The sequence below is a fragment of the Hydrogenobacter subterraneus genome, assembly GCF_055390195.1.
The window spans coordinates 1492199-1513157 of sequence record NZ_AP042473.1; the positions used below are offsets into that span (position 1 = coordinate 1492199).

The 20959-nt window shown below is 42.6% G+C and carries 29 protein-coding genes; 13 read left to right on the forward strand and 16 right to left on the reverse strand.

From position 1 onward, the window contains the following. Nucleotides 1–3 precede the first annotated feature (3 nt). The 8 genes from smpB to ACZ5GB_RS08240 all read right to left on the reverse strand — a co-directional run bounded on the left by smpB (nt 4) and on the right by ACZ5GB_RS08240 (nt 5617). The gene (gene smpB, locus ACZ5GB_RS08205; RefSeq protein WP_464326738.1) at nt 4–480 is read right to left on the reverse strand and encodes an SsrA-binding protein SmpB; all 477 of its coding nucleotides are present in this window, start codon (nt 478–480) and stop codon (nt 4–6) included. A gap of 4 nt (nt 481–484) precedes the next feature. Next, nucleotides 485–964 (reverse strand): tetratricopeptide repeat protein, encoded by a 480-nt coding sequence (locus ACZ5GB_RS08210; protein WP_464326739.1) that lies wholly within the window; start codon nt 962–964, stop codon nt 485–487. Between the two features lie 281 nt (nt 965–1245). Further along, complete coding sequence (locus tag ACZ5GB_RS08215) at nt 1246–2037, reverse strand: DUF72 domain-containing protein (protein ID WP_464326740.1); 792 nt, start codon at nt 2035–2037, stop codon at nt 1246–1248. Then, the gene (gene atpA / locus ACZ5GB_RS08220; protein WP_464326741.1) at nt 2034–3545 is read right to left on the reverse strand and encodes a F0F1 ATP synthase subunit alpha; all 1512 of its coding nucleotides are present in this window, start codon (nt 3543–3545) and stop codon (nt 2034–2036) included. Before atpA ends, ACZ5GB_RS08215 begins: the two co-directional genes overlap by 4 nt. Before the next feature lie 11 nt (nt 3546–3556). After that, nucleotides 3557–4060, reverse strand: coding sequence for an archaemetzincin family Zn-dependent metalloprotease (locus ACZ5GB_RS08225; protein ID WP_464326742.1), 504 nt, complete (start codon nt 4058–4060; stop codon nt 3557–3559). Next, on the reverse strand, nt 4060–5037 hold the full coding sequence (mltG, locus tag ACZ5GB_RS08230) for an endolytic transglycosylase MltG (RefSeq protein ID WP_464326743.1): 978 nt from the start codon (nt 5035–5037) through the stop codon (nt 4060–4062). Before mltG ends, ACZ5GB_RS08225 begins: the two co-directional genes overlap by 1 nt. Continuing rightward, the gene (gene ruvX / locus ACZ5GB_RS08235) at nt 5034–5435 is read right to left on the reverse strand and encodes a Holliday junction resolvase RuvX (RefSeq protein ID WP_464326744.1); all 402 of its coding nucleotides are present in this window, start codon (nt 5433–5435) and stop codon (nt 5034–5036) included. The genes mltG and ruvX overlap by 4 nt, the downstream gene beginning before the upstream one ends. Next, nucleotides 5432–5617 (reverse strand): YgaP family membrane protein, encoded by a 186-nt coding sequence (locus tag ACZ5GB_RS08240; RefSeq protein ID WP_464326745.1) that lies wholly within the window; start codon nt 5615–5617, stop codon nt 5432–5434. The genes ruvX and ACZ5GB_RS08240 overlap by 4 nt, the downstream gene beginning before the upstream one ends. 30 nt (nt 5618–5647) lie before the next feature. Between ACZ5GB_RS08240 and ACZ5GB_RS08245 the strand changes: the two genes are divergently transcribed. Continuing rightward, entirely contained in the window at nt 5648–6400 is a 753-nt protein-coding gene (locus tag ACZ5GB_RS08245) for an SAM hydrolase/SAM-dependent halogenase family protein (RefSeq protein ID WP_464326746.1), read from the forward strand. 39 nt (nt 6401–6439) lie between these two features. Then, nucleotides 6440–6703, forward strand: a complete 264-nt coding sequence (locus tag ACZ5GB_RS08250; protein WP_464326747.1) for a flagellar biosynthesis anti-sigma factor FlgM — start codon at nt 6440–6442, stop codon at nt 6701–6703. Here the strand turns inward: ACZ5GB_RS08250 and ACZ5GB_RS08255 are convergent. The 3 genes from ACZ5GB_RS08255 to ACZ5GB_RS08265 are packed head-to-tail and all read right to left on the reverse strand — an operon-like array spanning nt 6696 to nt 8261. After that, complete coding sequence (locus tag ACZ5GB_RS08255) at nt 6696–7442, reverse strand: ABC transporter ATP-binding protein (RefSeq protein WP_464326748.1); 747 nt, start codon at nt 7440–7442, stop codon at nt 6696–6698. The genes ACZ5GB_RS08250 and ACZ5GB_RS08255 overlap by 8 nt on opposite strands. Then, nucleotides 7432–7935, reverse strand: coding sequence for an HIT family protein (locus tag ACZ5GB_RS08260; protein ID WP_464326749.1), 504 nt, complete (start codon nt 7933–7935; stop codon nt 7432–7434). Before ACZ5GB_RS08260 ends, ACZ5GB_RS08255 begins: the two co-directional genes overlap by 11 nt. Further along, a complete protein-coding gene (locus ACZ5GB_RS08265; RefSeq protein ID WP_464326750.1) occupies nt 7932–8261 on the reverse strand; it encodes a thioredoxin family protein in 330 nt (109 codons plus the stop codon). Before ACZ5GB_RS08265 ends, ACZ5GB_RS08260 begins: the two co-directional genes overlap by 4 nt. A 195-nt stretch (nt 8262–8456) precedes the next feature. Between ACZ5GB_RS08265 and ACZ5GB_RS08270 the strand changes: the two genes are divergently transcribed. The 3 genes from ACZ5GB_RS08270 to ACZ5GB_RS08280 are packed head-to-tail and all read left to right on the forward strand — an operon-like array spanning nt 8457 to nt 10796. After that, entirely contained in the window at nt 8457–9305 is an 849-nt protein-coding gene (locus tag ACZ5GB_RS08270) for a hypothetical protein (protein ID WP_196607743.1), read from the forward strand. Nucleotides 9306–9342: 37 nt separating this feature from the next. Then, entirely contained in the window at nt 9343–9945 is a 603-nt protein-coding gene (locus ACZ5GB_RS08275) for an FAD-dependent oxidoreductase (protein ID WP_464326751.1), read from the forward strand. After that, a complete protein-coding gene (locus tag ACZ5GB_RS08280; protein WP_464326752.1) occupies nt 9942–10796 on the forward strand; it encodes a flippase-like domain-containing protein in 855 nt (284 codons plus the stop codon). The genes ACZ5GB_RS08275 and ACZ5GB_RS08280 overlap by 4 nt, the downstream gene beginning before the upstream one ends. A gap of 22 nt (nt 10797–10818) precedes the next feature. On the opposite strand, the gene lspA is transcribed toward ACZ5GB_RS08280, so the two are convergent. The 5 genes from lspA to ACZ5GB_RS08305 form a co-directional block, all read right to left on the reverse strand. Beyond that, nucleotides 10819–11304: a signal peptidase II gene (lspA, locus tag ACZ5GB_RS08285; RefSeq protein ID WP_464326753.1), complete on the reverse strand. Its 486-nt coding sequence runs from the start codon at nt 11302–11304 to the stop codon at nt 10819–10821. Next, nucleotides 11274–13487, reverse strand: coding sequence for a phosphoribosylformylglycinamidine synthase subunit PurL (gene purL / locus ACZ5GB_RS08290; RefSeq protein ID WP_464326754.1), 2214 nt, complete (start codon nt 13485–13487; stop codon nt 11274–11276). Before purL ends, lspA begins: the two co-directional genes overlap by 31 nt. Continuing rightward, a complete protein-coding gene (locus ACZ5GB_RS08295; protein WP_464326755.1) occupies nt 13484–14305 on the reverse strand; it encodes an enoyl-ACP reductase FabI in 822 nt (273 codons plus the stop codon). Before ACZ5GB_RS08295 ends, purL begins: the two co-directional genes overlap by 4 nt. Before the next feature lie 10 nt (nt 14306–14315). Then, nucleotides 14316–15107 carry a 2-amino-3,7-dideoxy-D-threo-hept-6-ulosonate synthase gene (locus ACZ5GB_RS08300; RefSeq protein ID WP_464326756.1) on the reverse strand — a complete coding sequence of 264 codons (792 nt, stop codon included), beginning with the start codon at nt 15105–15107 and terminating at the stop codon, nt 14316–14318. A 178-nt stretch (nt 15108–15285) separates the two neighbouring features. Further along, complete coding sequence (locus ACZ5GB_RS08305; protein WP_464326757.1) at nt 15286–15864, reverse strand: diacylglycerol/polyprenol kinase family protein; 579 nt, start codon at nt 15862–15864, stop codon at nt 15286–15288. Between ACZ5GB_RS08305 and ACZ5GB_RS08310 the strand changes: the two genes are divergently transcribed. From ACZ5GB_RS08310 to ACZ5GB_RS08345, 8 genes are all read left to right on the forward strand, one after another. After that, nucleotides 15857–16540 (forward strand): alpha/beta fold hydrolase, encoded by a 684-nt coding sequence (locus ACZ5GB_RS08310; protein WP_464326758.1) that lies wholly within the window; start codon nt 15857–15859, stop codon nt 16538–16540. The two genes, ACZ5GB_RS08305 and ACZ5GB_RS08310, sit on opposite strands and share 8 nt — an antisense overlap. A 78-nt stretch (nt 16541–16618) precedes the next feature. Continuing rightward, nucleotides 16619–17080: an iron-sulfur cluster assembly scaffold protein gene (locus ACZ5GB_RS08315; protein WP_464326759.1), complete on the forward strand. Its 462-nt coding sequence runs from the start codon at nt 16619–16621 to the stop codon at nt 17078–17080. Next, nucleotides 17077–18123, forward strand: coding sequence for a hypothetical protein (locus ACZ5GB_RS08320; RefSeq protein WP_464326760.1), 1047 nt, complete (start codon nt 17077–17079; stop codon nt 18121–18123). The genes ACZ5GB_RS08315 and ACZ5GB_RS08320 overlap by 4 nt, the downstream gene beginning before the upstream one ends. After that, nucleotides 18113–18364: a sulfurtransferase TusA family protein gene (locus ACZ5GB_RS08325; RefSeq protein ID WP_464326761.1), complete on the forward strand. Its 252-nt coding sequence runs from the start codon at nt 18113–18115 to the stop codon at nt 18362–18364. The genes ACZ5GB_RS08320 and ACZ5GB_RS08325 overlap by 11 nt, the downstream gene beginning before the upstream one ends. Further along, a complete protein-coding gene (locus ACZ5GB_RS08330; protein WP_464326762.1) occupies nt 18361–18597 on the forward strand; it encodes a DUF1858 domain-containing protein in 237 nt (78 codons plus the stop codon). The genes ACZ5GB_RS08325 and ACZ5GB_RS08330 overlap by 4 nt, the downstream gene beginning before the upstream one ends. A 2-nt stretch (nt 18598–18599) precedes the next feature. After that, on the forward strand, nt 18600–18851 hold the full coding sequence (locus ACZ5GB_RS08335) for a NifU family protein (RefSeq protein WP_464326763.1): 252 nt from the start codon (nt 18600–18602) through the stop codon (nt 18849–18851). Then, nucleotides 18848–19657 (forward strand): shikimate dehydrogenase, encoded by an 810-nt coding sequence (gene aroE, locus ACZ5GB_RS08340; RefSeq protein ID WP_464326764.1) that lies wholly within the window; start codon nt 18848–18850, stop codon nt 19655–19657. The genes ACZ5GB_RS08335 and aroE overlap by 4 nt, the downstream gene beginning before the upstream one ends. Before the next feature lie 18 nt (nt 19658–19675). Then, nucleotides 19676–20800: a hypothetical protein gene (locus ACZ5GB_RS08345; protein ID WP_464326765.1), complete on the forward strand. Its 1125-nt coding sequence runs from the start codon at nt 19676–19678 to the stop codon at nt 20798–20800. Nucleotides 20801–20959 lie beyond the last annotated feature (159 nt).

Below are 20959 nucleotides of genomic sequence, written 5' to 3' on the forward strand. Positions count from 1 at the left end.
ATGTTATAGTTTTAACTTGCCTTCTTTTAACTCCCTTCTTAGCTGTCTTTCCAGGTCTCTCTGTCTTATTTCTTCCCTTCTGTCATGAGCCTTTTTACCCCTCGCCAAGGCTATTTCTACCTTTGCCTTTCCGTTTTTGAAATATACCCTTAAGGGTATTATGGTATAACCTTTTTCTTTTACCTTTCCCATTAACCTAAGTATCTCCCTTTTGTGAAGAAGAAGCTTTCTTTTCCTTAGAGGGTCTGGTGGCTTTATGGTAGCATACCTATAAGGAGCTATATAAAGGTTATGTAGCCAAGCTTCTCCATTTTCTATCCTTACAAAGCTATCTTTAAAGGAAACTGTTTGTTTGCTCCTCAAAGCCTTTACCTCAGGGCCTTCAAGGACTATGCCAGCCTCATAGGTCTCTATAATATCGTATTCGGCCTTTGCCTCCTTGTTGTAGGCTACTGTAAACTCTCCAGAGCTTTTTGGCATTCTATTAGTTTAACATAGCCAATATCTGGTGTCTTAGTATATGGGCTGGCTTATAATCTGGAGCCAACCTTATGGCGTTTTCTACTTCAATCAAAGCATCCTTAAACATACCCTTCATTAGATAAACCTTTGCCAAGTTCATATGAGGATAGTGCCTTGGTTCATACCTTTTGGCAGATATGGCCCTCTTTAGCCAAGGAATGGCTTCATCCGGTCTTCCCAAAGCTATAAGGTAAGAGCCTATGTCGTTATAAGGGTTTCCAAATTCTGGGTCTATCTCTATGGCCTTAAGACAAAGGTCTATTGCAGTTTCAAGGTCGCCAAGCATGCTGTAAGCCCAACCCATATATGTATATGCCTCCGCTGTGGGCTGTATCTCTATGGACTGTTGATAAAGCTCTATGGCTTCCTTAAAGTTCCCAGCCATATGCTCTTTTAGAGCCTTTTCCAAAAGCTCCCTTGCGTCTCTGCTTATTTCTCTCATGTATTTAAATTTATTCCTATAAAGAAATTTGACAATACCTTACTAAACTTAAAGCAGGTTAAACTTTCTTAGCACCTCTGCCTACTTTGGGTCTGTGCTTGCAAGCTCTCTGAGTGCCTTTATAAGGTCAGAAACCTTTCCTTCCTTTTCTATATGGGCGACCGCTACAACTTTTCTTTACTACTTATAGCTTCCTGCTTTTTGGCGGATAAAGCATACATAGGACTAAGAAACATAAAAATAAGGACCCAAAAAAAGAAATAACTTTCTCATACCATACCTCACTCCCATTCCTTTTCTCTTAAAGAATTCTCCAAGCTTTTAGGTATTTCTGTCCTTATGCCAAAGAGAAGTTTAAACTGTAAGGCGTTAAGCACCGCTTTTGCCTTTACGGTGTTGTTGAAAAATACGTAAGTGTCCCTGTCCCCAAGCTTTTTAATTTTATCCTTTAGCTTTTTAAGCTCTTCCAAGGAATAAAGGTAGTCATAAAGGTGGTCTGGGTCCCTTCCATGAAATCTAAGGTAATTTATGCTACCCACACCAACCCATGGACCTATCAAAAACTTGCTACCCTTTGGCGCATCGGTGTTTACAAGAGAAAAGCCATGTTCCTCTAAAAATTGGTAAAAATCTGCCTTTTTGAAGCTTTTATTCCTTACCTCTACCACCTTTGGCAAACCACTAAAATCCTTTGAAAGTTTATTTAAATACTCAAGGCTTTCTTCCTTATATCCAAAGCTCTCTGGAAACTGGAAAAGCAAAGCTATAAACCTATCCTCTTCAAGGACTGGTTCAAGGGCATGGAGGAACTTTTTTACATCCTCTTGCGTATAGCTTCTGTTATGGGTAAAGATTCTATGAACTTTAAAGGCAAACTTCAAGGTAGAGGTCCTTGAAAGCATACTTTTTACCGTGCCTCTGTTGGGAAAGTTATAAAAGGAGGAGTTTATTTCCACCACTTCAAAGTACTGAGAGTAGAACCTTATATAATCCTCCCTTTTTAAAAGGGGAGGGTAAAACCCTCCCACCCAATCTCTGTAAAAGAAGCCACTACAACCTACATAAACCCTCAAGGAATGAACTTGGACTTAAAGTCTTTTAAAGCTTGGTCAATCTTAGCTTTGAGCTGGTCATCAAGAGCCTTCTTTTCCTTTATCTCTTTGAGAATATCGGGCCTTTCTCTATCAAGGTAAGCGTAAAGCTCCTTTTCAAACTTCCTCACAGATTCTACGGGCAGGTCATCAAGGTATCCGTTTGTTCCCGCATATATGGCTACTATTTGCTTTTCCACTGGTATAGGATTGTAAGGCTCTTGCTTTAAAAGTTCTACAAGCCTTAGACCTCTGTTTATAGTTTGTTGTGTGGCCTTATCCAACTCAGAGGCAAACTGCACAAAGGCCTCAAGCTCTCTAAACTGGGCAAGGTCAAGCCTTAGGGTTCCAGCCACTTGCTTCATAGCCTTTATCTGGGCTGCACCACCCACCCTTGAAACGGAAAGACCTACGTTTATGGCGGGCCTTATGCCTTTGTTAAATAGGTCTGGTTCAAGGTATATCTGACCATCTGTGATAGATATAACGTTTGTAGGAATGTAAGCTGCCACGTCTCCAGCCTTTGTTTCTATAACAGGTAGAGCTGTAAGAGATCCAGCACCAAGCTCATCGTTTAGCTTTGCTGCACGCTCCAATAGCCTGGAGTGAAGGTAGAAAACGTCCCCTGGGTAAGCTTCTCTACCCGGCGGCCTTCTCATAAGCAAGGAGAGCTGTCTGTAAGCTTCTGCATGCTTGGAAAGGTCATCGTAGATAATTAGTGCATGTTTGCCATTGTCTCTGAAGTATTCGCCTATGGTGCATCCCACAAAGGGTGCAAGGTATTGCAAGGATGCAGGGTCTGTGGCGGAAGCTACCACAACGCAAGTGTATTCCATAGCACCGTGTCTTTCAAGAAGCTCTATTATCCTTGCTATTGTAGACCTCTTTTGACCTATTGCTACGTATATGCAATAAACGTCTGTATCTTTTTGGTTTAGTATGGTGTCTATACATATGGTAGTCCTTCCCGTGGACCTATCACCTATTATAAGCTCACGCTGACCCCTACCTATGGGGATCATGGCGTCTATAGCCTTTATACCCGTTTGTAATGGTTCATGCACAGACTTCCTCTTTACAACGCCGGGCGCTATCTTTTCCACAGGGGACCTGTATTCATACTTTATGGGGCCCTTTCCATCAAGGGGGTTTCCAAGGGGGTCTATAACCCTACCTATGAGGCCTTCACCCACTGGTGCGTCCAATATTCTTCCAGTTCTTCTTACTATGGAGCCTTCTCTTATTCCGCTTTCGCTACCAAGGATTATAATACCCACATTGTCCTCTTCAAGGTTAAAGGCAAGGCCCATGGTTCCACCTTCAAACTCCACAAGCTCGTTTGCCATCACATTATCAAGACCGTAAGCCCTTGCCACACCATCACCTACATAATAAACAACTCCCACCTCTTCCATCTTTGCAGAGGCTTCAAAGTCCTTTATTTGCTCTTTCAGAAGTTGTAAGGCCTCCTCGTAAGTTATGGTTGCCATAATAAACCTCCTTAAGGTTTTGGTAATATTTTAATACAATTCCCACAGAAAAACCTACTCTTGGCGTCCACTTCCCAAAGGCTGTTGGAAAAGTTCATAACACAACCGGGAGTTTTGCAATGCATAAGCCCAAAGGTGTGGCCAAGTTCATGGTTTACCTCCTTAAAGACCCTGTTAAAGTATAATTCTTCTCTCTTGTCAAAAAGCCTGTATGTGCTAACCAAGGCATACCTTCCACCAAGCTGGGCAAGCCCAAAAACAAAGTTAAGCCCCTCCTCATAAAGGTCAAAAGGGAAAAGGGCTATCAATTTTAGCATGTCAGGATAGTAAACCTTAGAAAGGTATTCTAAAAGTGCTTGAGCCTTGTATTGCTTTCTCGCAGGGTTGTAGCCCAAAGTGGGAGGTAAGGCTATATGGGAAAACCTTACATCAAAGCCAAAAACCTCCTTTACATTCTTGGCTGTTGCCAAAAGCAGGCGTTTTTCCACCGAAAAGCCCGCCATATATATATACATCACCTTAAGCTCCTTATGCTTCTATATTCCCTTACTTTTCTACTATGGTCGGAAAAATTCTTACTAAAATAATGCCCTCCAGACCCATCGGCCACAAAGTAAAGATAGTCCACCGGTGCTGGTTCAAGAGCATACTTTAAGGATTCAAGCCCAGGGTTGCATATGGGGGAGGGTGGAAGTCCAAAGTAGTAGTAAGTATTATAAGGGTCATCTATCCTTAAGTGTTCTAAGGTGAGCTTACCCTTCCACAAGCCTCTTCTTTTTAACGCATATATAACGGTTGGGTCTATCTGGAGTTTCATCCCTTTTTTTATTCGGTTGTATATTACGGCGGATACCAAAGGTTTTTCCTCAGGCTTTGCCGTTTCCTTTTCTATCATGGAGGCTATTGTTACCCATTCTTCAAGGGTAAGGTTCTTTTCTGGTAACTTTTTTCTTAATTCCTGTGTTTTCTTTAAAAAATTGACGTGCATAATGTCAATAACCTTCATGGGATGGGTATTCTTTGAGAAAAAATATGTATCTGGGAATAAAAAGCCTTCCATAGTGGGGGTTTTTAGTCCATATTTTCTGGCAGTCTCTTCAGACAGAGCGTATTTCAAGAAATCCTTAGAGGAGCATATAAGGTTTTCTTCAAGGATTTTTGCAATATCATACAGGTCGGACCCTTCGGGTATGGTTATCCTATACAGCTTTTTTAGGCCTTTGCTTATTTTATCATACACATCCCACGGGAAAACAAGGCCATCAAACTCATACTCACCCGCTTCCAGCTTTTTCTTTTCTACACTATGAAGGAAGAGGAAGGATAAAGGGTTTCTTAATATGCCTTCTTTATATAAAAGTAAAGCCATTTCAAAGGTTGAAGTTCCATAAGCTATTTCCACAGTTTTTTTATCCACTCTAACCGGCAAAAGGGAATAAACAACAAACAAAACCAAAAGTATTATTGGAAGCAAAAACTTGATGTACTTCATAGGCTTTCTAAGTACTCTAAAAGTATAGCATAGGCGGAAATACTATCCTTAAGCTCCTTTTTCTTTTTCCAGCTTAAGCCCTCCATTATACTGTATGCCTCTTTTGTAGTATACCGTTCATCCCATAATATTATCTCCACTCCCTCTGGTATATGGCTTTTTAATTCTTCAAGAAAGTTTTTTACCTCCCTTACCCTTTCTCCCTCCTTTCCCGAAGGTGTTAAAGGCAAGCCCAAGAGGACCAAGGATATACCTTGTTCTCTTATCCTCTTGGAGACCTCTTCAAAAACCCTCCCATTGTTTTCAATACTACCAATAGGTACGGCTATTCTTAAACTTGTGTCCCCAAGGGCTAAGCCTATGCGCCTCCTACCATAATCAATGGCAAGAACCTTCAACCCGTTTTTATTCCCACCACCTTATAAAGGGGACAAAAGCCTATGGCAGAAGTTCCTATAAACACTATGCCCAAAATGCCCAATATCCACCAGGCACCGCCTTTTGTGATGGCAAGATAGAGGAATATTATCCCCAGCACTATCCTAATAGCCCTGTCCCAAGTTGCCATGTTCTTTTCCATGGTAGCACCTCCTTTATAAAATAATAAAGCATGAGTTCTCTTATTGCAATTCTTACAGACTTTGGCACAAGGGATGGCTTTGTGGGGGCCATGAAAGGTGTTATCCTCAGCATTAACCCCCATGCAAAGATAGTGGATATAAGCCACGAGGTAGAAGCTTTCAATATACTGCATGGAGCGCTTATCTTAAAAGCTCATTTCTCTTACTTTCCAAAGGGAACCATCTTTTTATGCGTGGTGGACCCGGGAGTTGGTTCAGAAAGGCTTCCCATAGTTGTAAAGACTAAGGATTACCTCTTTGTAGGTCCATACAACGGCCTTTTTGACTTGGCCCTCAAAAGTATGGAAGAAAAGGTAGAAGCTTACAAGATTGAAAGGTATACCCTTCCACAGATAAGCCAAACCTTTCATGGAAGGGATATTTTTGCTCCGGTGGCAGCCTACCTTAGCAAAGGTATAGACCCCAAGGAGGTGGGAAGTCCCATAGAGTATAGGTTTAGCCTTGATTGGGAGGAGGCAAAGGTGGAGGAGGGTTTTATAAAGGGAAAGGTTATATACTTTGACCGGTTTGGTAATTGTATAACCAACATACCTTGCGGTCCTTATGTAGAAAGTGTTTTTAGAGGCAATGTTTTAAAGGTGGTGTCCCACTACCTTGAAGCAGAAAAAGCTGTGCCAGCTTTAATCTGTGGTAGCTTTGGCCTTATGGAGCTTTTTTTACCTACGGATAGTGCAAAGGATAGGCTAAAGGTACATCTGGGAGAGGAAGTGTGGGTAAGGTAGATTATTGAAAAACTTTTAAAAATCTCCGATAATATACTCATGATTGATAGGGTGGAGCTTCAAAGGATTTTAGGATATATAGTAGAAGTTGAGGAGAAGAAGAAAAGTAAAGTTCAAAGAAGGGAAGAGGATGAAGGTGTAAAGGTAGAGCTTTCTGAGGAGCTTAAAAACTCCCAAAAGGTGGATTATGAAGACATAGAGAAAAAGGTGGAAAGTATAAAGGAACAGTTGCAAAAAGGCACTTATGAAGTCTCTCCGGAGAAGATCCTTACAGGGCTTGAGAAATATCTTTTTTCTAAATAGCCTTGAGTAGCTCTTGGGTGTAAGGGTGTTGTGGGTTATCAAAAATATTTAAAACTTCACCTTCCTCCACAATCGTGCCATCCTTTAGCACTATAACCCTGTCTGCCACCTCCGCCACCACTCCAAAGTCATGAGTGACAAGGATAACACTTTTACCTTCCTCCTTCATATCTCTAAAGAGCTTTAGTATTCTACTCTGCACAGATACATCAAGGGCCGTGGTTGGCTCATCGGCCAAAATGACCTCCGGATTACACACGGTAGCTATGGCAATGCATACTCTCTGCCTTAAACCTCCCGAAAGGTGGTGGCTGTAGCTGTTATAGACCCTCTCCGCATCTTGAATTCCTGCCTTTCTTAGGGCCTGTAAGGCCACCTCTTTTGCATTGCCTTCATCAAAATGCGCTCTATAAGCCTCTTCTATTTGAGTGCCTATTTTAAACAGAGGGTCAAGGTAGGCTGAAGGCTCCTGAAAGACTATGGATATGTGCCTTCCCCTTATCTTTCTGTATTCCTTCTGTGAAAGACCCAAAAGCTCCCTGCCTTTAAACCTTATAGACCCAGTTAATCTTGTCCCTTCTGGCAACAAGCCCAGTATGGCATGTAATATGGAGCTTTTACCAGAACCAGACTCCCCCACCAAGCACAACACCTCCCCCTCTTTAAGTTCAAAGCTTACACCCTTCAAAACATGCTTACTTCCATACCAAAGGTTTAGGTCCTTTACTTCAAGTAGCATGAAGGAACTTCTCAAAAACCGGCTTCATTCTGTCATACAGGTCGTATAGGTTTTGAGATATTACCTTTACATCCGCCAGGGTGTTCATAAAGTTTGTATCTCCAAACCATCGTGGGACAATATGAAGGTGAATATGGCTTTCAAGGCCCGCGCCCGCAGCCCTTCCTAAGTTATATCCTATGTTTATACCGTGTGCCTTCATAACCTCCCTTATAACCTGTATGCATACTTTGGTAAGTGTGTGGATTTCTTCGGCCGTTTCCTTGTCAAGTAAGAGGTAATCGCCTATATGGTCTATGGGTGATACCATAAGATGACCTGGGTTATAAGGGTACTTGTTAAATATGACAAAGGCCCTTTTGCCCTTATGAAGTACTAAATAATCCCTTAACTTTTCTTCTGGTTGAGATATGGCTTCGCAAAGAAAACAACCGCTTTGCTGGTCCACCTTTTCCACATATTGGCCTCTCCAAGGAGCCCAAAGCAATTTCATAGTCTTAACAATCTCCTTATGGCCCTTTCCACATCCTCTTCGGAAGGAGTATAATCGTGCCTTTCCAACTCCATTGTGTCCCTAAAGTAAAGAACGGTTGGAAAGCTAAAAACTCCCAGGTCCTCTGCGCTTGTATGCTTGCTCACATCAAGCCAATAGAAGTTTATCTTATCGCCGTATAGCTTTTGGTATTTTAACAAAACCCCATAAAAGACTTCATTCTGGGGATTGTCTGGCGTTGTAAGAAGCACCACAGCAGGCTTTTCTCCAGCCATAGCCTTTTCATAAAAGTCTCTATCGGTTAACTCCTCAAAGCCTTCAAACATTCCATCCTCCTATGAATAAGATTATACATCCTACAACACACGCTGAGGGATAAATTAAAACCGTGGGCCGTATGCCTTATAATAATTAAACATACGCCGAGTGAGAAATTCCCTTTAAGCTAAACCTTCCATATCAATAAAAAGACAGCAGGGCTACTATAATAGTAGCCCTAAAAACCATCGGAGGTTTTTACCATGGAAATTATACCACCTTACCTACGCATCTACCAACAAATCCTAAAAGACCTTGAAAATGCCTTGCCATTCCTTAATGTGCCAAAAGCTAAAGCAGGCAGAAAGCCTAAACTCACAGACATCCATATAGCAGCCATCTTTATACTCTCCTACATAACCAATACAAAAGTCCTCACCTTAGCTAAACTACTTATTGACCCATCCATACAATCATGGCATATCTTCAGAAGATACAGACTCAAGAGAGTATACAGGATATTGAGAGAATACAAGCTTCACAAGCTGAGGCTTATGATTTTAGCAAGGCTTTTGTATGGTAAGAAGATAGAACTTGTAATAGATGGAACCATAGTGGACATAGCCAATGTAAACAGGGCGAGGACACAGAAGATAAGGAGGGTAAGAGGGAAGGTATGGTGGGCAAAGAGGAGAAGGAAGATAGTTCGGAGAGACAATGGGAAGGTAGTGGAGTTTGAGGAGGTCAGGTATGGCATGTTGATGATGGTGTTATGTGATAGGTGGGGAAGAGTTTATGATGTGTGGATAAGCTTTGGAAGTGTGCATGAGGTTAGGGCATTTAGGGAAAGGAAGAGAAGGAGTTTATGGTTTAGGAAGCTTGTGGAGAGTTGTGTGGTGTATGGAGATAGGGGTTATAGGGGTTGTGAAGGTGTGATTGTGTGTGGTAGTAGGGAGATGAGGGCAAAAAGGCAGGTAGTGGAAGGTGTTATAAGTCAGATAAAGCTTTTTAATGCTGGTAGTGGGTGGAGGACTTTAACTTGTGTGCTTGTGTATGTATATGCTTATGCTATTGGATATAGCTATTATAGGAGGGGTGAACTTGAGGTCTAATTTCTCACCCGGCGTGTATGCCTTATAATAATTAAACATGAAGTATGACGTTATTATAGTTGGTGGTGGTGCAAGTGGTCTTTCTTGTGCTTTGACTTTGGTATCTGCCAGAGGAAGAGGTTGGCAATGGGCAGAGAATAGGAAGTACCTTCTCTTTGACCTAAACAATTCCGACCTAAATAAGGCTTTTTTAAGAAATGTGCCCGGCTTGGATCCAATGGCTGGCACAGAGCTTTTAGAAAAGATAAAAGAACAGATAAAGAGTTGGGGTGGTGTGGATATGCTTGAAGAGGAAGTAGTCCGTGTAGAAAAGAAGGGTGATGTTTTTGAAGTGGAAAGCTCCTCTGGCAAGGTCTTTACAACAGATTATGTGGTGCTTGCTGGTGGTTTTCATAACTTTAACATAAGGGGTTTGCAAGTAGAGGTGATGGATAATCCCAAATCTCCAAAGCCTGGTAGGGTCATGATAAAGCACAAGGATTATGAAGTGGATAAAAATCTCTTTGTAATTGGTACTCTTGCAGGCCTTTCCTCTCATTTTACTTCCTGCGCAGGTTCTGGTGTAGAGGTGGCCGTTGAAATACTGTCCAGGTTTGCAGGCAAAAGGATAGTTATACACGACGTGCCAGAACAGGGTTGAAAAAACTTTTTCCTTTTGCCCTTACCCTTCTTTTCCTTGCCCTTCTTTTTTATTTCATACCAGTTGAGGACCTCTTAAAAAGCCTTCAAAAAATAAATCCTTTGAACCTAATTTTAGCTTTCTTCTCTTATAGCCTTAGCCAGCTTTTTAGAACGTTGAGGTGGAAAATACTCATAAAAGACCTTCCTTTTTCCCACCTTTTTCTTATCAACTCAGCCAACATTATGTTTAATAATCTTTTGCCCGCAAGGACTGGAGAGCTAAGCTGGTTTTATTACCTAAAACAGTTAGATGTAAAACTGTCCTTGTCCCTTTGGACCTTTTTTATAGGAAGGCTTTATGACCTTTTTAGCCTGCTTTTTTTACTTTTCCTTAGCCTTTCTTTCCTAAAGGTTATAATGCTTTTGCCTTCTCTTATGCTTTTTATTTTTGCCCTTTCCCTCCCTTGGCTTTACTTTATAATACCGCCATTTGGTAAGTTAAAGGACTTTAAAGTTTTTATAAAAAATGAAACAAGCTTTAAGTTGGTCCTCCTAATCTTTTCTCTATCCCTCCTTTCCACCACCACCAAGTTTGCAAGCCTTCTCCTCCTTCTTGACCTTGAGCATATTAGCCTATACAAAAGCTTCCTTGCCTTTTTGGGTGGAGAACTTAGCTCTGTCCTTCCAATCCATAGCTTTATGGGCTTTGGTACTTATGAGCTTGCCTTTGGCTTGCCATTAAAAGTTATCGGAGAAAGTTTAAAGGAGTGGCTAAAGCTTGGCTTTCTATTCCATAACTTCTTGCTTATCTCTTCCCTTGCGTGGGGTGTGCCTTCTGCTTTGGCTTTGAGTAGAACAAAAAGCCCTTAGGGTGTTTAAAAAAGAGTTTGTCTCATTTATTTTTATCACGTAGGAAAAAGCCTCTCAAAAGCAAAAGGACTATGGCTATGCTTATGCTGGCATCGGCCAAGTTAAAGGCTGGCCAGGAGAGGCCTCCGTAAGAAAGGTATATAAAGTCCCTCACCCTTCCCAAGAATGCCCTATCGTAAAGGTTTCCCAAAGCACCACCGCCCACCATGCCCATAAGTATGCTAACAAAGGTATTCTTTGACCTTATGGTGTAAAGAAAGGTAATAACTAAAGCCAAAAGGGGTGTTATTAAAAGCAAAGGAATCCTTAAAAAATCGGGAGCATTAGAAAGAAGGCCAAAGGCAACCCCTTTGTTGTAGATAAGAACCAAGTGCAAAAAGGGCAAAAGGCTTATGTCCCTCTCTGCAAGATAAACCTCTGCCATCCTTTTTGTAAAAAGGTCCAAAAAAAGAACCAATGTAGCAACGGCTATATATATCAAAGCATGTTTTCTAAGGCCTTTTGCCATATCTCCTCAAACTCTTTTACGCTGTTTTCAAAAATAGACTCCTCGTTGTTGGTAAGGGTAAAAAGGCCATCCTCCCTTACCCTGCCAAGTAGCATCCAGTCAAGGCCAGAGGCCTCCACCTCATCCTTTAGCCTTTCTGCCTTTTCCTTTTCCACGCTTAAGACCACAAGGCTTGGGTTTTCTGAGAAAAGGAAAAAGTCAAGACGGTCTTCTATGTAAAGGTTTAGGTCCATACCGAGACCGCTACCAAAAAGGCACTCAAGTAGTGCAATGGCAAGGCCACCTACAGAAACATCATGAGCAGACCTTATTATGTCATCTTCAATAAGCTTTATAAGGAGTTCATGAAGCCTCTTTTCCTTCTCCAGATCCACAGCTGGCACATCACCACCCACTTTGCCATGAACCACTTTTAGAAATTCACTGCCTCCAAGGGAATACTCCCTTTTTATATCACCTACGAGAAAAACCAAGTCCCCTTCTTCCTTAAACTTGTGGTCCACAAACTTGCCCTTATCTATGGCACCCACGGCCACAAGTATGGGTGTGGGATATATGTTCCTTATCTCTCCTCTTTCTACCGTTTCGTTATACAAGGACACATTTCCGCTTACCACAGGCACGCCAAAGAACTCACAGGCATCAGCCATGCCTTCTATGGCCTTTACCAACTGCCACATTATCTCCGGCCTGTCTGGGTTTCCAAAGTTAAGGCAGTCTGTAATGCCCAAGGGCTTAGCACCTACACAGGCAAGGTTCCTTAGGGCCTCGGCCACTATATACTTGCCCCCCTCATAGGGGTTTAGAAAGACCATCCTTCCATTGCCTTCCGAAGTTATAGCTATTAGCTTGTCGCTCTTTAATTCCGGCCTTACAACCCATTTGACCCTTAGCACGGCACAGTCTCCACCGGGCTTTAGCACCGTGTTTGTGCCTACCTGATGGTCATACTGGCTGTATATCCATTCCTTTGAACATATGTTTGGAGAGGCAAGGAGCTTCTTAATAGACTCTCTTATATCCACCTCCGGAAGCTCCCTTTGGTCAAAGGACCTTAAGGTCTTTATATACTCTGGCTCTTTGTAGGGCTTTTCATAAACCGGTGCCTCATCCACTATTAAGCTAACTGGAAGCTCTGCCACAAGCTCATCCTTATAGTAGGCTCTAAAGACTCCATCCTCTGTAAGCCTTCCTACCACTTCGCCTTCAAGATGGTAAAACTTGGCAAGCTCCTTTAGCCTTTCCACCTTGTCTTCTTGAACAACAAGCAACATCCTCTCTTGGCTTTCGGAAAGGAGTATTTCAAAAGGCTTCATGTTTTCTTCTCTAAGCGGAACCCTATCCAGCCAAAGCTCCACACCACACTTGGACTTGCTTGCCAGCTCCGAAGCAGAACCAGAAAGGCCTGCGGCGCCAAGGTCCTGAAGGCCAGATATAAGGCCCTCGTCAATTATCTGCAAAAGTGCCTCTATGAGCTTTTTGCCAAAGTATGGGTCTCCCACCTGCACGTTGGGAAGCTTTTCCTCAGAGCTTTCATCAAACTCGCCAGAAGCCATAACGGCCCCATGTATGCCATCCCTACCCGTTGCAGAACCAAGCAAGAAAAGAAGGTCTCCCACCTTTCCCCTTGCCCTTAGCATCTTTCCAGCGGGCAAAACTCCAAGGCAAAAGGCATTTACCAATGGGTTGGTTTTGTAGCACTCTTCAAAGTAGGTCTCTCCAGCTACGGTAGGAATGCCCACACAGTTGCCATAGTGGGAAATGCCTCTTACCACACCCTTTACTATCCTCTTGTCAATGGGCAAGCCAAACCTCAAAGAGTCCACAAGGGCTATGGGCCTTGCGCCCATGGAGAGTATGTCCCTTATTATTCCACCCACGCCAGTGGCAGAACCATGAAAAGGCTCTATGTAGGACGGATGGTTGTGGCTTTCTATTTTGAAGGCAAGCCAGACCTTTTGGTCCAGCTCTACCACGCCCGCATTCTCACCGGGACCTTGCACCACCCAGCTTGCCTTTGTGGGGAATTTTCTAAGATGAACCTTAGAAGACTTATAAGAACAATGCTCAGACCACAAGGCTCCAAGGATGCCAAGCTCTGCACTGTTTGGCTCCCTTCCAAGCCTATCTACTATCCTTTTGTACTCCTCTTCCTTAAGGCCATACAGTTCAAAGCTTTTCATTCCTTGTTTTCTCCAAAGACTTCCTTCTTTATCTCCTCCTCCCTTCCAAATACGCCCATAATATGGTAGCCGTTGTCCACATGGATGACCTCTCCCGTTATAGCCCTTGCCCAAGGGCTACACAAAAATACTGCCGTATCTCCTACCTCTTCTATGGTTATGGCCCTTCCAAAGGGGTTTACCTTCATGGTATGCTCCATAAGGAGATGAAAGCCAGTTATGCTGTAGGCGGCAAGGGTTTTTATAGGCCCGGCGGATATAGCGTTTATCCTATGGCCATACTTTGCTATATCGTAGGCCAAATATCTTACAGTGCTTTCAAGGGCTGCCTTTGCTATACCCATCACGTTGTAATGTGGCACCACCTTCTCCGCTCCATAGTAAGATAGGGTAATTATGGAGCCTTCCCTTCCTTCCATAAGGGGCAGTAGCTCCCTTGTAAGGGCTATGAGAGAATAAACGGATATGTCCATGGCTATCTTAAAGCCTTCCCTTGATGTGTCTATAACGCCACCCTTGAACTCCTCCTTTGGCGCATAGGCAATAGAATGCACTATTATGTCAAGACTTCCCCAAGTATTAGAGAGCCAGTCATGCAGTCCTTTTATATGCTCATCCTTTGAAACATCACACTCAAAGGTAAGGTTAGAACCCAGCTCCTGAGCTATTTCTTCCACCCTCTTTTTTAACTTCTCGTTGGCGTAGGTAAAGGCAAGCTCCGCACCTTCTCTGCGAAAGGCTTTGGCTATACCATAGGCTATGCTCCTTTCGTTTGCCACACCCGTTATAAGAGCTTTTTTACCTTCCAAAAGCCCCATCTATGCCTCCTCACTCAAGTATTTTTAATGCCTCTTCTACCCCTTTGCCCTCATGCACTATAAGGCTAAGAGCCTTTACCATCTTTACCCTATCCTTTGCTTGGAAGATGTTCCTTCCTATGGATAGGCCCTTTGCTCCAGCCTTTATGGCTCCATAAACCATCTCAAGCACTTCCCTCTCCGTTTTCATCTTGGGACCGCCAGCTATAACCACCGGTATGGGACAACCTTCCACCACCTTTGAAAAGCTCTCAGGGTCCCCCGTATAAGGCACCTTTACTATGTCCGCTCCCAGCTCTGCACCAAGCCTTGCACAATGGGCAACCACCTTCGGTTCATACTGGTTCATATCCTTTCCCCTGCCGTAGACCATGGCAAGCAAGGGCATGCCCCACTCTTCGCAAACTTTGGCCACATAGCCAAAGTCTCTTAGCATCTCCCTCTCCATATCTGCGCCTATGTTCACATGTATGGATACGCCATCTGCGCCGAGCTTTATAGCCTCTTCCACAGTGCAAACAAGCACCTTATCGTTCTTGGTGGGAGCCCAATCGGTGGATGCGGAAAGATGCACTATTAGGCCTATGTCTTTGCCCCTGCCCCTATGTCCGGCCTTTACCATGCCTTTGTGAAGCACCACCGCATTGGCACCACCTTCTGCCACATCTTCCACAGCCTTGCGTATGTTTTCTATACCTTCCATTGGACCAGAGCTAACTCCGTGGTCCATTGGTACTATTATGGTCTTTCCAGTATCTCTGTTCATAAGCCTTTCAAGCCTAAGCACCTTTCCCAAGCTCATCTTTGACCTGTTTTACCAAACTGCACCGAAAGGGCACAGTTTGGGCTGGGGTATTTTTATCCCGCCCTTTTTTTGAGCTTTCCCAACTCCCCAGCAGGCGGTATTTTGGGAAAGCCAAGGCCCCAAATCCCCAAGATGTTGTACTAAGGTCCGTTTCCATGGTAGCTTTAGCTTAGAATTATAGCATAAGTATTTTATAAACCAAGCTTGCTATTAAGGGTATGGTGAAGTTATCATCAAGCTTTAAAGGCAAAATTTCTGCTACAGAAGATAACAGAGCAACTACAAAAGCCTGCCACAAGCCTATAAAAGGAAAAAGGACAAAAAAGACGGAAAGGAAAAAGGCAAAAGCACCTTCAAGGCTTTTATTTCCTATCCTTCTTTTTCCGTACCTTATACCCACCATACCCGCAAAGGCATCCCCCACCGCCAATACTACCACACCCACCGTAGAAGCTTCCTTTCCAAAGATAAGAAAGCTAAGAAAAATTCCCAGATTGGCCCATAGAGCCTGTATGCTTGGCTTTGAATAGTTCTTTTCCCTCTCAAGCTTATAAACAAGCTTATAGTAAAAGGGAAGTCTTTCCTTCCAAAGGCCCATAACAGTTAGAAGGTTTATAAACAAAACAAGTAAAAAAAGAAGTATAGTCAAAGGTTTTGGGAAGAAGTTTATGGGCAGAAGCCAAAGCAAGAGGGCAAAAAGGTGGAAAAGCTTCCTCCTCAATTCCAAATCCAATATAATTTCACCTATGTTCATCTACGAGGCTGCCAACCCTCAGCTTATTTTAATACACCTTCATGGCTTTGCAAGCAATGTGATGGGAAGTAAGGTATCCCTCCTAAGGGAAAGGTCCTTACAAGGTAGATTTTCCTTCTTTGCCATGGACATGGACTATCATACTACCACTACCACAAGGACACTTGAAGTGCTTGACGCCCTTGTAAAGGGCTTTTCTCAGAAGTTTGAGGAGGTGTGGCTCTCCGGAAGCTCTCACGGCGGATATGTAATACTAAACTACGCAAAGCTCTATAGACCCCATAGGGTTAAAAAGGTTTTTCTCTTTGCTCCTTCCTACTCTACCTTGCAATTGACCATAGAAGAAGTAGGTGAAGAAAACTGCAAAAATTGGCTTGAGGGAAAAGAAGACTTAAAGATTGTAGAGTGTGAGACTGGCCTTGAAGTTGTCATAAACAGGGAGTTTGCGGCGGATATAAGAGAAAGGGGTTACGAGATAATATATGATGGAGAGATAAACTTTCCCACAGAACTGCCTTATGAGATATATGTTTTCCATGGTACAAAAGATAATGTGGTGCCTGTAGAACACTCAAGGCTTTTTACAAGCAAGGTAAAGGTTAAACATTATTTAGAGATTGAGGATGATCATAGGCTTAGCAACACTTTCAAAGATATAGTGGAAAAGTTTTTGTAAGATAAATCTTTGATAAAGGTCATAGCAAATACCACAAAGACAAACATAATATACTTATCACTTTTAGGAGGTGCTAAGATGTTTGAATATAGCGAAAAGGTTTTGGACCATTTTTTGAACCCACGTAATGTGGGTGTGCTTGAGGACGCCAACGCCATAGGGCAGTGTGGCAATCCAGCCTGTGGAGATGCCATGCTATTTACCCTTAAGATAAACCCAGAAAACGATGTTATAGAGGATGTGAGGTTTAAGACCTTTGGCTGTGGCTCTGCCATTGCCGTCTCCTCCCAGCTTACCGAAATGATAAAGGGCAAGCCCATAAGCTACGCCCTCAACCTTACCTACAAGGACATCTTTGACGAGCTTGGTGGCCTTCCCCCTCAAAAGATACACTGCACCAACCTTGGCCTTGAAACGCTCCATGTGGCCATAAAGGACTATCTCCTCAAGCAAGGAAGAGTGGAAGAAGCTATGCGCATACCAGACTGCTACGAAGAGGAAGAGGAAGAAAGCAGGGAGTTTGAGTTCCTATCCACATGAAGATAAGGGCTGTTGCTCTTTTCTCAGGAGGGCTTGATAGCTCCTTAGCGGTCCGCCTCCTTCAGGACCAGGGCGTTGAGGTAAAGGCCATACACTTTTATACAGGCTTTTGCATTACAGAACACAAAAGGCGCCTTGGCCTGAAGCGAGAAGACGGATCGCCCTATGTGAATCCTGCCTTGAAAGCAGCAGCCCAGCTCCAAGTTCCCATAGAGATAGTGGATATATCCCAGGAGTATTTTGATGTTATCCTTAATCCCAAGTATGGCTATGGAAAGAACGTAAACCCTTGCGTAGATTGTAGGATATTTATGTTTAAAAAGGCAAAGGAGATAATGGAAAGGGAAGGATACCAATTTTTGATAACTGGCGAAGTGCTTGGCCAGAGGCCCATGAGCCAAACCTTTGAAAGGCTAATGCTAATAGAAAAGGAGGCTGGGCTTGAAGGCTACGTCCTAAGACCTCTCTCCGCCAAGCTTTTGCCAGAAACCATTCCAGAAAGGCTTGGTTGGGTTGACAGAAGCAAGCTCTTGGATATAAGGGGAAGAGGAAGGAAAAAACAGATAGCCTTGGCACAAAAGTATGGCTTAGAATACGAACAGCCTGCAGGCGGGTGCTGTTATCTTACGGATGAAAACTACGCCTATAGGTTTAAAGAGGCTTTACATAATGAAGGCTTTATAACAAGGGATGATTTGGTATTTTTTGCCTTAGGGCGTCATCTTCGCTTACCCTCCGGAGCCAAGCTAATAGTAGCAAGGAACGAGGGGGAAGTAAGATTCCTCCAAGGTTTTAGGAATAGATACGGCTATGCATACAGAAAGGATGGAAAGGGAACTTTTGCACTTATTAAGGGGAGACCATCTGAAGAAGAACTGAAGCTTATAGCCGATATTATAGCAAGGTATTCAAAAAACCAACCATGTGAGGTTTTGATAAACCTTGAAGGCAGAGAAATATGCCTTTTTGGTGAACCTATAAATGAGGATTTAATTGAACCTCTTAAAATATTTAACAAGAAAGGAGAAAGGCATGAAGCTTGAGGATATAAAGCCGGACGTGGTGCATGACGTGGTTGGTACCTTTTGTCCAGTGCCAGTGGCAGAAACGGCAAGGATGATAAAAACTATGCAGATAGGGCAGGTGCTTGAGCTTATAGCAGATGACCCAGGTGTGGTGGAAGATATACCCGCTTGGTGCAAGGCAACTGGCCAGGAGTTTTTGGGTATGTATGAAGAGGATGGCGAATACCATCTTTTTGTAAAAAAGGTTAAAGAGTCATGAAGGAAAGGATCACCTTTGATATAAGCTTAACAGAACTTTTCCAAAGCATTCCGGAGGCAAAGGAAGTGCTTATGAAGTACGGCTATTCAAAGCTTGTAGAAGAGGACATTGAAGACGTGGTGGTGGATAAGCTAACTCTCAAGGGTTTTTGTAGGCTGATGGATTTGGATGAGGAAGCTCAGGGAAATCTTTGGCAGGAGATTCAAGATTTATATAGAAAGGTGGAGGATTAGCTATGGAAGAAAGAGAACTTAAAGAGGTTGAAGCCATACTTGAGAAAATTAGACCCGCTCTAAAGGAGCACCACGGAAACCTTAAAGTGGTAGATATAAAAGAAGGGGAGGTTTACCTTCAGTTTGAAGGTGGTTGCACAGACTGTCCTATAGTGGATGTAAGCGTCAAAAACGTTGTAGATGTAGCAATCAAGGGCAATCTAAGCTGGGTCAAAAAGGTGGAAATACTTCAACCTAAGTATCAGATAGGATGAACCTTGATGGCAAAACGGAAGTCTACGGTGTAGTGGGCTATCCTATCAAACACTCCCTTTCTCCTGTATTTCAAAACAAGGCCTTTGAATACCATTCAATAAACGCCGTTTATGTGCCTTTTGAAGTAAAGCCAGAAGAGTTTGAAATAGCCTTTAAGGGCCTAAAGGCCCTTGGCGTAAAAGGAGTTAATATAACCTTGCCCCACAAAGAAAAGGCCCTTGAGCTTGCGGACTTTGTAGATGGCCACGCAAAGGCTATAGGGTCTGCCAACACCTTAAAGTTTACCCAAGAAGGTGTATATGCCTACAACACGGACTGGATAGGCTTTTTAAAGGCTGTGAAGAAGCTATTGCTACAGTTGAAAGATATTAAAACCTTGGTCCTTGGAGCAGGGGGTTCTTCAAGGGCCATCCTTTATGCCCTAAAAGGTGAAGGGTCAGAGGTTTTTCTGTGGAACAGGACCATAGAAAAAGCCTACAAACTTTGTGAAAACTTTGGTTGTAAGGTGGTGGAAAGGCCAGAGAGGGTAATAGATGAGGTTAAACTTATAGTCAATACTACCTCCTCAGGATTAAAAGAGGACGATCCACCCCTTTTTGATTATGACCTACTTAAGCCAACCCACGTAGTAATAGATATCATATATAAGGAAACGCCCCTTTTGAAAAAGGCCAAAGAGAAAGGTTGTCCTTTCCAAGATGGCTTAGATATGCTCTTATACCAAGGAATGGAAAGCTTTAGAATATGGACAGGTTTGGAAGTTCCTTATGAAGTGGTGAAGGAAGCTGTGTTAAAGTTCGTATAAAGTTTATAATTTAATGGCATGAATTTCTTTGTAATTTTACTCACCATACTATCCTTTTTGTCAATAAGCGTCTTTGAAGGTGCGCTCATCCTTGGGCTAATTTATATATTCATAGCCTATCTGAGGAAAAAGAAAAGCCTAAAAGGTGAGCTTTCTTTACCCTTATTAGTTCATGCAATCCCTACCTTACTTTCCACTTTAATATACGCACCACACCTTTTAAACAAAGCCTTTGAAAGAAGCGTATTCCTTTTTCTTTATTTTGGTGGAGATGAAGTAAAAGTTAATGAAAAATACCTTTATAGGCTAAACCTTATAATTAGCCTTATTGGCTTTCTTTTGCTACCTGTTGTGTTTTATAAATACCATTATAAAGGCACGGTAGCTCCAATATGGGGTGGTGTTTTTGAGGTGGCCACCTTTTATTCTCTTTTTAGCCTTTCTGCCTTAGCCTTGTTCTTAAAAACAAAAAGGCTTTGGTGGCTTTTGGCCTTTTTTGTGTTTATATCAATGGTCTTTTTTTCACTCAGAAGGTCCACCATACTTGGCCTTGTTATAACTCTCCTATTGCTCGTCTTTTTACTCAGAGGTGTTATAAAACTTAGGTATATGATAGTAATAGCCTTGCTTTCCATCTCATTAGGAGCAGTTTTTTCATACAACTTTGTAAAAAAAGATGCAAGATTCCAAGCTTTTTATAAGGTTCTTACTGGTCAAGAAAAGCTTGATAATAGAACCTTGGATGCCATATCCAGTCTAAGGTGGGCCAACTTAAGAGCAGGGCTTATGGTAATAGAAAGGGATATAAAGGAAGCAAATATTGTGCCACTTTTGATAGGCCATGGCCTTAAACCCGAGGAAAGGGAGGGGCTACACATAAAATCCGCCGTAGGTTATGAATCTGTTCTTTTTATATCAGAGTTTATAGAAAAGGGACTTTTGGGCCTTTTGGCCATTCTTTGGCTATACTGGAAATACTACTTTTTTGTTTTTAGATACAAACTTGCAGACTTTTTGGTTATTCCCTTTTTACTTATGCCTTCCGTAATGTTTGTAGGTTCCTTATTTACAGGTTTTTGGGATGCTTTATTGCCCTTGTATTTCTTATGGTTTAGAATGATAGAACAGTATGAGAGAGCCTAAGGGAAATACTTATGCTATGGGCTTAAAAGCTTCATACTCTGCCTTTATGTACGTCTAAGGCACAAAATCTCAACCCTGGGCGTAGCAAAAATTCCCTTTAGGAAATTCTTTTACAGCATACGTGTGGTGAGAAATTAATTAAGCAACGGAGATACCATT

Coding starts and splice junctions, on each gene's coding strand:
- smpB (WP_464326738.1), bottom strand. CDS start 480: ATGCCAAAAAGCTCTGGAGAGTTTACAGTAGCCTACAACAAGGAGGCA.
- ACZ5GB_RS08210 (WP_464326739.1), bottom strand. CDS start 964: ATGAGAGAAATAAGCAGAGACGCAAGGGAGCTTTTGGAAAAGGCTCTA.
- atpA (WP_464326741.1), bottom strand. CDS start 3,545: ATGGCAACCATAACTTACGAGGAGGCCTTACAACTTCTGAAAGAGCAA.
- ACZ5GB_RS08225 (WP_464326742.1), bottom strand. CDS start 4,060: ATGTATATATATATGGCGGGCTTTTCGGTGGAAAAACGCCTGCTTTTG.
- mltG (WP_464326743.1), bottom strand. CDS start 5,037: ATGAAGTACATCAAGTTTTTGCTTCCAATAATACTTTTGGTTTTGTTT.
- ACZ5GB_RS08240 (WP_464326745.1), bottom strand. CDS start 5,617: ATGGAAAAGAACATGGCAACTTGGGACAGGGCTATTAGGATAGTGCTG.
- ACZ5GB_RS08245 (WP_464326746.1), top strand. CDS start 5,648: ATGAGTTCTCTTATTGCAATTCTTACAGACTTTGGCACAAGGGATGGC.
- ACZ5GB_RS08250 (WP_464326747.1), top strand. CDS start 6,440: ATGATTGATAGGGTGGAGCTTCAAAGGATTTTAGGATATATAGTAGAA.
- ACZ5GB_RS08255 (WP_464326748.1), bottom strand. CDS start 7,442: ATGCTACTTGAAGTAAAGGACCTAAACCTTTGGTATGGAAGTAAGCAT.
- ACZ5GB_RS08260 (WP_464326749.1), bottom strand. CDS start 7,935: ATGAAATTGCTTTGGGCTCCTTGGAGAGGCCAATATGTGGAAAAGGTG.
- ACZ5GB_RS08265 (WP_464326750.1), bottom strand. CDS start 8,261: ATGTTTGAAGGCTTTGAGGAGTTAACCGATAGAGACTTTTATGAAAAG.
- ACZ5GB_RS08270 (WP_196607743.1), top strand. CDS start 8,457: ATGGAAATTATACCACCTTACCTACGCATCTACCAACAAATCCTAAAA.
- ACZ5GB_RS08275 (WP_464326751.1), top strand. CDS start 9,343: ATGAAGTATGACGTTATTATAGTTGGTGGTGGTGCAAGTGGTCTTTCT.
- lspA (WP_464326753.1), bottom strand. CDS start 11,304: ATGGCAAAAGGCCTTAGAAAACATGCTTTGATATATATAGCCGTTGCT.
- purL (WP_464326754.1), bottom strand. CDS start 13,487: ATGAAAAGCTTTGAACTGTATGGCCTTAAGGAAGAGGAGTACAAAAGG.
- ACZ5GB_RS08295 (WP_464326755.1), bottom strand. CDS start 14,305: ATGGGGCTTTTGGAAGGTAAAAAAGCTCTTATAACGGGTGTGGCAAAC.
- ACZ5GB_RS08300 (WP_464326756.1), bottom strand. CDS start 15,107: ATGAGCTTGGGAAAGGTGCTTAGGCTTGAAAGGCTTATGAACAGAGAT.
- ACZ5GB_RS08310 (WP_464326758.1), top strand. CDS start 15,857: ATGTTCATCTACGAGGCTGCCAACCCTCAGCTTATTTTAATACACCTT.
- ACZ5GB_RS08305 (WP_464326757.1), bottom strand. CDS start 15,864: ATGAACATAGGTGAAATTATATTGGATTTGGAATTGAGGAGGAAGCTT.
- ACZ5GB_RS08315 (WP_464326759.1), top strand. CDS start 16,619: ATGTTTGAATATAGCGAAAAGGTTTTGGACCATTTTTTGAACCCACGT.
- ACZ5GB_RS08320 (WP_464326760.1), top strand. CDS start 17,077: ATGAAGATAAGGGCTGTTGCTCTTTTCTCAGGAGGGCTTGATAGCTCC.
- ACZ5GB_RS08325 (WP_464326761.1), top strand. CDS start 18,113: ATGAAGCTTGAGGATATAAAGCCGGACGTGGTGCATGACGTGGTTGGT.
- ACZ5GB_RS08330 (WP_464326762.1), top strand. CDS start 18,361: ATGAAGGAAAGGATCACCTTTGATATAAGCTTAACAGAACTTTTCCAA.
- ACZ5GB_RS08335 (WP_464326763.1), top strand. CDS start 18,600: ATGGAAGAAAGAGAACTTAAAGAGGTTGAAGCCATACTTGAGAAAATT.
- aroE (WP_464326764.1), top strand. CDS start 18,848: ATGAACCTTGATGGCAAAACGGAAGTCTACGGTGTAGTGGGCTATCCT.
- ACZ5GB_RS08345 (WP_464326765.1), top strand. CDS start 19,676: ATGAATTTCTTTGTAATTTTACTCACCATACTATCCTTTTTGTCAATA.